This window comes from Candidatus Hartigia pinicola, assembly GCA_020541205.1.
In the GTDB taxonomy this organism is placed as follows: domain Bacteria; phylum Pseudomonadota; class Gammaproteobacteria; order Enterobacterales; family Enterobacteriaceae; genus Hartigia; species Hartigia pinicola.
The window spans coordinates 95,377-107,468 of sequence record CP048208.1 but is presented as its reverse complement, the minus strand read 5'-3'; the positions used below and the strand labels follow the sequence as shown (position 1 = coordinate 107,468).

The window sequence follows — 12,092 nt, the reverse complement described above, 5'->3', positions numbered from 1 at the left end:
ATATAATTGAAATCTAACTTTAAAGATAAAAAGCTCTTGTTATCTTATTACCTTTATTGATGGATCCCATCGAGCTGATAATTGAAAATTAAAGTCAGTAATTTATATTCTTTAAAAAATAAAAGATTTATCACTAGTCATTAACTAAATCAGACGTTTCTTTATGCTAGTGAAAGTACTTACCCTGACTATAAGTAAAATTATAAATGATAATCTATCTAAAAATAACTGCATAGTTAAATTACCTGTCGTGTTTTAACTATAGAAAATTTAAAAAACATTCGCTATATTTTCTGAGCAAAGAGCTATCATAAAAAATTAAAATATAAGTTATCACGTTCACATACTTTTATTTTAATATAAATAAATACTATATGCGATAAAACTAATCACTTAAAAATATTATTACTTTAAGTAACAAATAATATCCATATAGATTTAAATCTTGCTACATACAAAACCTACTAACATAATATAATTTAATGACATATATCATGTTAATATTACTAACACGCAATGTGTAATAGCGTGTAGAATTCTCATCATAGCAATATATTAAAATATTGTTATGATCTTTAAAAAACAGAAACATAACTATCTTATGCAGAATCTAACCTGCATATAACTAATATATTAGTTATATTTTCGTTTAATGAATACTTAAGTAAATATCTGTAATATTTCACAGATTCCTAAGAAAATAAAATATTAATTTTATAGATTATCTTAAAAATTCTATCAAGATAATTTAATTAAAACTAAAAAAAGAATGGATATATTAATAACATACAGGTGATTAATAAAAAATATATTAAGTAATATTGTTAAATATATGTTTGATGACTTTTAATTTTTACTATCACATTGAATTTAAAATTAATAATATATTTCAACAGTATCAGTACATCATACAAACTATATTAGCTACTAGTGATACGCATTTTAAAAAACTTAATCATCTCTCTAAACTTAAAAATATAGAAATCCCTAGAGATTTTTAATTTCTTATACATAAAAACAATACATTCTAAATTTATCAAGTGACGATTCATATTGAAATGCTTCTTATATAGTTACTGTACATTTAATAATACGTTATTAATCCATTCAAATGCAGATTTCAAGACTTAACGCTAGATAAATAATATCAAGAATATACAGTGTACTTTCCTATGCTATCTCAAAAATATTTTACAATATGTAATAATAAACATTATTCGTCATGGGTTCACCTATATAAATTCTATCTACATACACTCTGAAGACATGCTCATAACTTATGCTAAGTAAATCTGCTAGATGATTTTCTTTCTTTAAAAATAACTTATTTTGTTTGATATTATTAGATACACCTAAAATCTTTCACTGAATCTCACAATTAATACAGAAAACTATTGAATTGTATTATAATCCTTTAATAAGATATATCCTTAGTGTGAAAACTTGCAGTTTATTAATAATTGCAAAATAATATTATTTATATATTTAGCACAAAAACCGATCTAAGAATATTTATAATTCACTTCAGAAAACTAACCAACTACGTATCTAATAGCTGTAATACTTAGAAAGAATAATATATATTATTCTTTCTAAAAAACATTTATAGAAAAGCAAATATTACTGAAAATTAATGTTGAGAATCTATAATAACATAGAAACATCTTGTACATTCTCACAGAGAAGTATGTTTTCTTCATAAAAAGAAATTAACGTATTTAAATATTTTTAAACTATATTAATTCTATGAGTAATTCATAGCATTAATAGAACTTGTGTAAATAATTATCTTTAATGTTTTTTTATAAAAAAATCTTATACTTACTTTAAAAGTATATTGCAAAACAGTACAATAAGTTAAACTAACCGATCGTATTATTGCATTAAAAATTCATCTCACGGTTATATAATATAAGTCAGAAACGTTTTGTTTATATTACTTCTACTTATCTAAAGAAATATATATCTTTTCATTAAGATAATTAGTACAGATAAAATAAAGTAGTTTGTATTAATTATTTAATTATATTTAGTTAACTACGCGCATTGTGATTAAACGTTTTTCACCTCTCTATTATAATAATAGAGTGATAACTAGAAAGATTTGTTATTAAACATCACCACATCAATTTACGATGAAATTTTTATATACTAACACCTATAAATGTTGATTTTTTTTAAAAAGATAATTAATAAAAGATTACATCTAGCTAATAAAATGATATAATATATCACTAAATATAATAAAAATATCTTGACTGAAATAACTAGTCACAGTACGATTTATACTATTTTCGGCGAGTAGCGCAGCTTGGTAGCGCAACTGGTTTGGGACCAGTGGGTCGGAGGTTCAAATCCTCTCTCGCCGACAAAATACTAAAAACTATTATTAAGGTAAGATATATCAATCATATGAATTTTATGATTTTATTAATTACAAATGATAAATTGTAACCAAATAAATTACAGCATGTTTTGATACATATTGATCCAATATCGTTTTATTTGATAAGATATTTTAGCTACAAAAATATTGTAAGTTTAAATATTATTGCATTAAAGTTTTAATTATTTTAAATTTTATCTTAATTTTATTATGATTTTTGATAAGGATAAAGTCTATATTTTCGTCATTATAAATAATTTTACACATAGGTAAAATAGCTAATATCTATTTATTATATTTAAAATAACGCATATTAAAGATCTATAAATATCATATTATACTCACCTCGATTTAATTTTCCTCAATGTAATTTTATATTTTCAAATCACTAGATCTTTCAATTACTTCTCGATGTTTAATTAAATTAGTCAAAAAAATAGAAAATAAATTAGTAAGTGACAATGAATAAATTACTGACTTGGTAAGTCATTTATATACTCTGAAATTATTACTCATATTATTATAACAGATAATGAATTCATAAACTCATACACTGAATGATGTTTGGTCAATATTTAATTGACTATCAATAATATATATCATTAATTTTCTTTGGTGAATTAAATATTTTAAAACGATATATACGAAATGTCTAGTAATACTGATCATTCAGTTTCAAGTAATGAGTAATATAGATTATAAAGTAACAGTTGAAATTTGCGTTTCTATAATAATCAAATTTCTGTATTTACATTATATTTTTATTTAAGACCGATGCTATCTTGATAAATGAAAAGTTTTACGCCCTATTGTCTAAAGTTTCTTAATTTCATTTCAAATTATAGCACGTACTAATTTACATGCACTCAATATAATACTTACATAATAGTAGTTAAGATATCATAAACTAATTAGTTATTAAGCAATTACTCACTCTATTAACATCTTAAATTTTTCTGAAGATCATAACTTAAACAATCACTTTGAACAGAAAAAATAAGAATGTAATATTCGAATACATCACTATCATAATGATGCATAAAAAACTTTTGAAAGTTTATTTGATTTATTTAGCATATCCACCATAACTGCATGCCTAAAATTAGGATAGTTTCAATAAATATTTTTATGCTCTTTACAATCAATCTTACTTTACCTAGTTATACGTTACATTAACTAGATTCACTTGCTGATTTTAATATTATTATAATTTAAATATCTAATTACTAATTAGTAATAAAATTTTTCATACATAACTACACTATATAATTATGATTTCTATAAAATTTTATAAAAAGTATAATAATTTTTAGGTAATATTGGTTAGATTTAGTGTTAAAAATGTGTTTTACAATTCTATCTGTTCAAGAGGGTGTAAAGGAAAGATGTTATAAAATCATAATAAAATCAATTTTTATGGAATAACGTTGCACTCTAAAGATTTTGTCATACTATCTATATGCAATTCATAATTACATCTTTATAGATGATACACATCCAGGTCATATATTTAACTTTTAAGCTAAAAATGTAAGTAAGAGATACTTCATGGTATTTTTTACAGTAATATAAAATTTTCAATCAGCCATTTTTACCTCATAAAAATTTTTACAAAACCATTAACATAATAATGAAATTCATTATTAAAAAGATCTCTAAAATTAAAAATACAGATTGCTATCAACTATTATAGTTGTATAAGTATTTTGTTAAGCACGGAAAGTTGTATTAATACTAAAGGTTAAAACTTAATCACAAGCTAATAAATCGAAGATTTAGTGAATATAAATAGTATTATATTCAATAGATTTAAATCATTGTATTATATCATCTTCAGTTAAATACAATGAAGATAATACGTACTCATATCTTAAAAAGATTAAAGTAAAACATTTATTGTATCAAAAAATTAAATTATAAAAAAGAAATAATAATGCAATAACGAATATCTTTCAGCTAATTACATAAAATAAAAAAGATTTATAAAATTTTACATCTAAAAATTACCAGAAACAAAATGAATTGACAACTGACGAATAAGCATAATGGCACATCAAGTAATTTTAAACTATTAGCACAGAATCGTGTTCAGAAAAACTTGTACTTTTAAAAAAAATGTAAAAGAAAATTAATATTTTATGAACGACATGAGATACACTCGATATAGTAATTTAAAATTTTTTCAATTTTATAATTATCAATAATAATTAACGATGAACATGTGATTTTAAAAAATAAAATAATCATATAAAATTTACAAATAAGTTTAATTAATTGAGTACTGATAGCTATAATTTTAATTTAATAAATACGCTAACTATCATTTACTGACATTAATTACACAAAAATAAGCTCAGATCATAAAGATCTATTAAAAATTTATTACATTCAAGCACCTTGATAACATATAAAATAAAATTAAAACACTAAGTTATATAAAGATATATGTAGCATGCAGACAACAACCTTAATATAAGTATGCAAATTGGTGATAATAATCATTATAATAATAAATATCTAGACTATTACTTAACATACTTAATTAATAACCATTTAAAATAATCTACGATTATTAGCAAAGATTTTGATTAAACTATTAACTATTTACTTAACTAAACGGCTGAAATTACTGTTTTGTACTCAATAATAAGCAATTAAATATTAATAATAAATATTTACTAAAAATGATATCTTTCTTTATTACGAATTACAAAATTAGAGTCTACGTAATTTAATAGCAAAGCTATTACAAATGCTAATAACTGCAATGTTCGGATAATATTCTAGTAAAATAATATTATTTATACTGTACTTCTTATATCTGTTCAGTACATTAACTCAGTAAACATTAAATAGTAATCTGTATAGATAATCTTATTAATTTAAAATAAAAGAGTAAATACAGTCAAATAAAATTTTGACTAAATAACTGATTTGTTATAATAAAATTATTTTTTTCAATTTAAATTATTTCATGAAATATAATTTGAGACTCAACAAAATAGTTTCTTCACTTCTTAATATGTTTTCATACACAACAAGTTAAAAAAAGACACTAGATTAGTTAATCTATACTAAAACCACAAATACAGTAGATTTTAGTGAAATATATTAGAATTTCTAAATAATACACATCAGAATAGAACAGATTATCAATACAAATATTTACTTACTTAAACTTTCACTCTAACAGTCGTACACACTAAGTTATCACAAGAAATAGATATTACACCAAACTCCGTGCTTGTTGTTACATAAAACACCAGGGTATTTCTATGTATGCAAAAAGTTTAATAATTTTTCTAAACACTAATAACACTTAATATATTACAAACATCTTTATCATTAACAATATTTATAAAAATATTCCATAAGATATTTTATAAATAAGTTAGATTAAAATACATATGAAATTATTAACATGAATTATGAGTATTACTATCTAATAATAATAGTAACTATTAATAAGACTCTATAAAAAAAATATACTATATAGCAGAGAAAAATAAAGTAGTAATCGACTTCTATGTATACTATATTTTTAATAATTAAATCATTGATTTACCATATTTCATAGGTGATAAATCAAAATATTTAGCAATAGTCTGACCGATATCTGAAAATGTTTCACGATGGCCTAATGATCCAGGTTTTACTTTAGAACCATAAAGCAAAATAGGGATATGTTCACGAGTATGGTCTGTACCTTTCCAAGTAGGATCACAACCGTGATCAGCGGTAATGATCAAAAGATCATTTTCTTTTACTAAAGACAGGAGTTCAGGAAAGCGACGATCAAATAATTCTAATGCAGCAGCATAACCTGAAACATCCCGACTATGACCATAAACCGAATCGAAATCAACAAAATTTGTGAAAACAATAGTTTTATCTCCAGCTATTTTCATCTCTTTAGCAGATGCATCACATAAAGCATTAATTCCCGTTGCTTTTATTTTTTTTGTAATACCTACATCAGCATAGATGTCTGTAATTTTACCGATAGAAACAACTTCACCTTGTTTTTCTTCAACTAATTTTTGAAGGATTGTTATTTCTGTTGGTTTCACAGAAAAATCATGACGGTTCCCTGTGCGTTTAAATCTCCCTACTTGATCACCAATAAATGGGCGCGCAATAACACGAGCAATATTGTAATTACTTTTACTTAGCTCTTCACGCGTAATTTTACACACAGCATACAATTTATCTAAACCATATTTTTCTTCGTGACACGCTATTTGAAATACAGAATCAGCAGATGTATACAAAATAGGTTTACCTGTTTTTATATGCTCTTCACCTAATTGATCTAAAATTACTACACCAGATGAGTGGCAATTCCCTAAATAACCTGGAAGCTTTGCACGTTTCAAGATAATATCTAATAAATCTTTGGGGAAACTATTTGTATCATTAATAAAATAGTCCCAATTAAATAAAACTGGGACCCCTACCATTTCCCAATGACCTGATAATGTATCTTTTCCAGAAGAAAGCTCACTTGCGTAAGCATAAGCTCCGATAATCTTTGTCTTATAATCAAAATTAACAAGACATTTACCACAAGACTCTTCTGCCGCTTTACCTAAACCTAAGTTCATTAAATTAGGCAGCTTTAATGGACCTTTACGACCTTTATTTGCCTCAGAACGTCCACAAACTTCCGCAATATGACCTAATGTATTTGAACCTTCATCATCAAATTTATACGCATCACTTGCCCCACCGATTCCTAGAGAATCTAAAACTATTATAAATATACGTTTCATGACCTTCCATTCAGTTATAGTGTTCAATAAAAATATATCACTGATAATTTTTCTTTTATAAATTACTCACTAATTTTAAAATAAAATATTTTGTATATTGTCATATTTTTTTATTAAACACTATCAGAAATATTTACTTTACGTTTAATTCTTCCTAAACTTTACTATTTAAATAAATCATTTACAGAAAGTTTTCTGTCTGAAAGTAAAAACAATACTGTAATGCTATTTATACTAATTTTCTACACAATATTAAAAACTGTGCTAACACGAACTAAAGAAGAATATCAAAAAACATAATGTATTCTCAACTATCTATTATTATCAGAATGATAGATATGTCCATATAGACTACGTTATGTTTTAAAATGATAAATGAATATTTTATTTGTTAATAAAATAAACTAGAACTTTTTGGTTGAAATATAAAATAAAAAATTTCTAGCATTATGTTAGCACTAGTAAAATGTATTAATTTTGATAAATATTATTTTTTACTTTTAAAGATAATACTTTAAACTAATATATTTAAATATAGAAATATACATGATTTATATAGTATATATGAGGCATTATTTTTGTTACAATTGTCATTTTAGATCTATTGTATGAATCAGCAATACTATTGATTGTGTAATCTGTGAAATATTATATTTTATTAAGATACTGCAAAAATTAATATTTTTCTAATACATAATATTAATGACTAAAACTTAAGTTAACTTGTCTTTAAAATTCATTAAACTTTCGAGCATTGGAGTCTCAAAGATCACTGAAAGTGTTTCACACTTCATTATTTTTAAATGTGCAAAACGGAATTATCAAAATCTATAATAATTAATCTTGATTAAAAATTACTTTAATAAAGTAATTTTTCTTGTTCAATTACTAAAACTCAAATCTTAACATAGTTAAGATTGAATGTATTTTATTTACTACAATATATATTCTCACAAAATTATTAACTTAGCACTATACTCTACCAGTCAATTTCCTAAAATCAGTAATAATATCTTGCTATTTTAAACTTTAAAATATTTAATCAATCCTAACATAGCAATTATCAAAAATATCATGCTTCAGCTTTTATTAAACACAGCATAAATACCAATGTCAGTTTTATAATCAGTAATACATATACCATTATGCATAAGGTCGAAACCAATAGAAAAGATGACAATATGTGAAAAAGAATTACGATATTATACAAGAAGCATAGTAAATATAGAATATTCACTGCATACACACACAAAAACAAAAACTAAAAATAAACAAAAAGATACATTAATACTCTGCATCTTAAATAAAAAATATTTTGTAGATGTGAAATATACCCGAAAAAACAATAATTATACAATGAAAATTTTTAGATCATGCATACTAAGTCCTCATATTCTTTTAATGGAGACACGTGATACACTCACATATTTATTAAATGCAGTAGTGTTAATTTATTACAAAATACTTCTTTACTATAAAAATAGTAATAAATATAGATAATATTCAAAGATATTTCAATATCTGTCTTCTATATATTAATCTAATATTACTATGTTGTTTTATACAGAAAGATAGCGTATAGTCTCTATGGCTTTTTAGTGCTATTTTAGTAAATTATTCTATATTACAACTCTTTTTTCCAACAGAGAAAATATATAGCATTAATAGTTCATCTATCACTTCTTCCTACTAATAATTTAGAAAATTATATTAGCGGCATTTTATTTACAATTATCTTGTTATTAATAAAATAAACTTAAGTAATACAACTAGTGATATTAAAAAGTGTTTTTAAAATTTTTTCGAATCTAGAAGTAATAAATATATCTTGTAAATCATTAATCTGAATTATCTGTATAAATATCAAATCACAAGATTTTGAATTTTATATAAATTATCTCAGAACAATAGAAGATTCTCTATCCAAAATCTTTCTAGATAATCACTAAATCATCCAAGCATTCAGGTACGATATAAGAATGTAACATCTCTACAGTATTTTTTAAAAAAATAGTACAAAATTAATGATAAATTAACAAAATCAAGAGTTATACTTTAAAAAACATTAGTATTTATTGTATGTTCAGCGACGTTTTCTATTGGATTGTATATGTCTGCGAGAATTCTTGATGTAGTAAGTGACTCTAAAAATCTAGAGTTAATTATATTTCCTTATTGTAATTATTTTCCCAAAAATGCAATACACATATTTTAAAATATTTAATCTTTGTTACTGACGTACAATTATTTTTTTTCAAAAAACAATTAATCATAGTCTACACGCTATTAAAATACAGTTTTTGTTAATAAAATGTCTTATTATTATAATTATTTGAAATTTATTTTAATGTATGACTGTAAATGATTATTTATATTGAAAATATTTTACCTAGATTATATTATTTTATGAGCTTTATCTATGTTTGTAATATTTTATGAATTGATGATCATAAATATTATTCTCATTTTATCTATTACTAAAAAAACTTCTAAACTAACTTTTTAATGTTTATTCTAAATAAATATAATCTATTTCTAACGTCTCTTTTTCTAATAGTGAAAAGTATAATAGATGATATAGCCTTCTCGTATCATTATTTAACGATTGTCTTAATTAACGATTGTCTTAATAACAACATTTAGAGATGTGATGAAATATAAAATATATTTTATTAAAATTGAAATTTAAGAAAAATATGTATTGGGATTTCCTTAGAAACAATATTTATTTTATTAAAATATTTCTAAAGATTTTTTTATTATAGAACTTATCTTACTCCGATAGAACATTTTTAATCTTTAGATGTAAACAATTTTTAAAAAAACTATTTTAAGTTTAAAAGTCACGAATCGAAAGAAAAGAATTTAAATAATCTAAACTCACCAAAATCACGTTATTTATATCGAAAACGTCAGTCATATTAGTGATAATTAAGATTTTTAATTAAAAATAAATACTGAATCCATTTGTTTCAACTGAAATCATAATAGTTAATTTAGCAAGCTTCTGTATTTTTTTATAAAACTAATGAGAAAAATAAACAAACATAAATCATTGTAATATTTTTAATTAACTTCAAATAATACCATTAAAACTTATTTAAAATCATACTATACTCAAGTAAGTGTTGAATGCCTGAATGCAAGAGTGAACAGCGCTAAAATTAATAGAAATTTTACTTAAAAGTTAATATAAATAATCTATATACGTTTTTATACTAAGTAAACAAATTGTAAAAATTACCTTTAACAAACTGAAACAAAACAACTTCTCTAAATATCGCGATTAATGAAAAAACATATTCAACTTCTCTTTCATACGCTAACTGTAAAATTTATGTACAACTTTTCATACACTTACTAAAACTATTTCGATGATGCAATTTATTAATCTGCCATTAAATCTCTAAGTTATTACACTAATCACATAAACAAATATTATGCGTCATTGACATGAAAAATATATTTATTTTTTACTATCAGTGAAAATTTATAAAAATCTTCACTGACTTTATATGATTAAGTATAATGTAATAAAAATGAACAACCGAGGTACTGTTCAATATTTTTATCCTAGATAACATACAAATATAATAATACTTTATAGCTAAGGTGTATAATCACACATAGTAATATGGAACCTATGTTCGATACGATGATTCAATAACACCGTAGAACCAAATAATGCAGTAAAAATGATCATATAGAAAATTTAACATTATTTCATAACGGAAGAAACTTTTGTTATTTTTTAGATTAGACTACGGTATCCGTAATAAATACATTAAGTAAATAATAAAAATAAGTCTTCTATAAATATATCATAATATTATGTTCGATACATATTATCGTTATTTACTATTTTCACACAAGAATTCGTAGATTATTCAATACATTAATGTATCATAATGATGCTAATATTTCTCCACTAACACTGATGGATTCTATTATAGTTGCACATCTAGTGTTAGACTAGAAGATTAAGCACATTTATATTAAAAAGTTATTAAAGAGTAAAAAATCTAATGAAATAAAAATAAAATATTAAGAAAGCTATTCTTGATATTGATAATTATATGATATTACAAGACAAAAACTAAAATTTAAATCGTATCTATATGGAGTATCTGGCGACTATTTTCTTATTACTGAAGATAATCCAGATAATTAAATATTTAAAAATTTCATTCATTTTATGCAGTTCATTTAATATTGTACTCTTACTGATTATCTTCAGTATATAATACATAAATCTAAACGTATGTATCTTTTGAGTGACTATATGCATTAACATGTTCTGAACATATACAAGTCTTTTATTGTCTTACTGACAATTTATTAATGCGACGTCACCCATAAAATCACCCCGTCATTATCTTAAATGCAAAAATTTATTGAAAGTTTTCACAACTATCTCAAAAGAATTTCTTGTTACGAATAATTCTCTTTCTAAAGATTAGAAGAATATAATATATAATAATTTTTTCTCAAGCATGACTAAGACTTATTTTCATTCATAATCACTTTAAAGATATATAAAAATACAAAAAATCCAACACAGATACCCTTACTAATTGGTATACGCTATAATTGTTAAAAAAATATTTTTAAATATTAAAAATATTTCTTAACCAAGTTCATAACTGAAAAATTTTATTATTGTAAACTAATGAATAAAATGATTATATTTTAAAATACTAAATAAAGTGCCAGTCATTACTTCATGCGCTTATATCAATTTTCAAAAAATAATTTATATTCATGATAGTCGATTAATGATTAACAATAATATTCGTAACTTCAACTTATGCTCTTACATTAAAAATAGAAAACTTCAATATATTCTAAATTTATTATTATCACCATTTTAAACGTTCATCTTAAAAATGTTAAAAATTTTCTTTATGAGTTGCAGTAAAATTATATTAAACCTA

Annotated in this window: 1 protein-coding gene and 1 tRNA gene; one reads left to right on the top strand and one right to left on the bottom strand. The window is 22.9% G+C overall.

From position 1 onward, the window contains the following. Nucleotides 1-2,295 precede the first annotated feature (2,295 nt). Nucleotides 2,296-2,369 (top strand) — tRNA-Pro (locus GFV14_RS00240). Nucleotides 2,370-5,934: 3,565 nt separating this feature from the next. On the opposite strand, the gene GFV14_RS00235 is transcribed toward GFV14_RS00240, so the two are convergent. Next, nucleotides 5,935-7,158: a phosphopentomutase gene (locus GFV14_RS00235; protein ID WP_457914355.1), complete on the bottom strand. Its 1,224-nt coding sequence runs from the start codon at nucleotides 7,156-7,158 to the stop codon at nucleotides 5,935-5,937. Between the last annotated feature and the right edge of the window lie 4,934 nt (nucleotides 7,159-12,092).

Bases quoted from the DNA above. Each gene is read 5' to 3' on its own strand.
- GFV14_RS00235 (WP_457914355.1), bottom strand. From the start codon at position 7,158: ATGAAACGTATATTTATAATAGTTTTAGATTCTCTAGGAATCGGTGGG.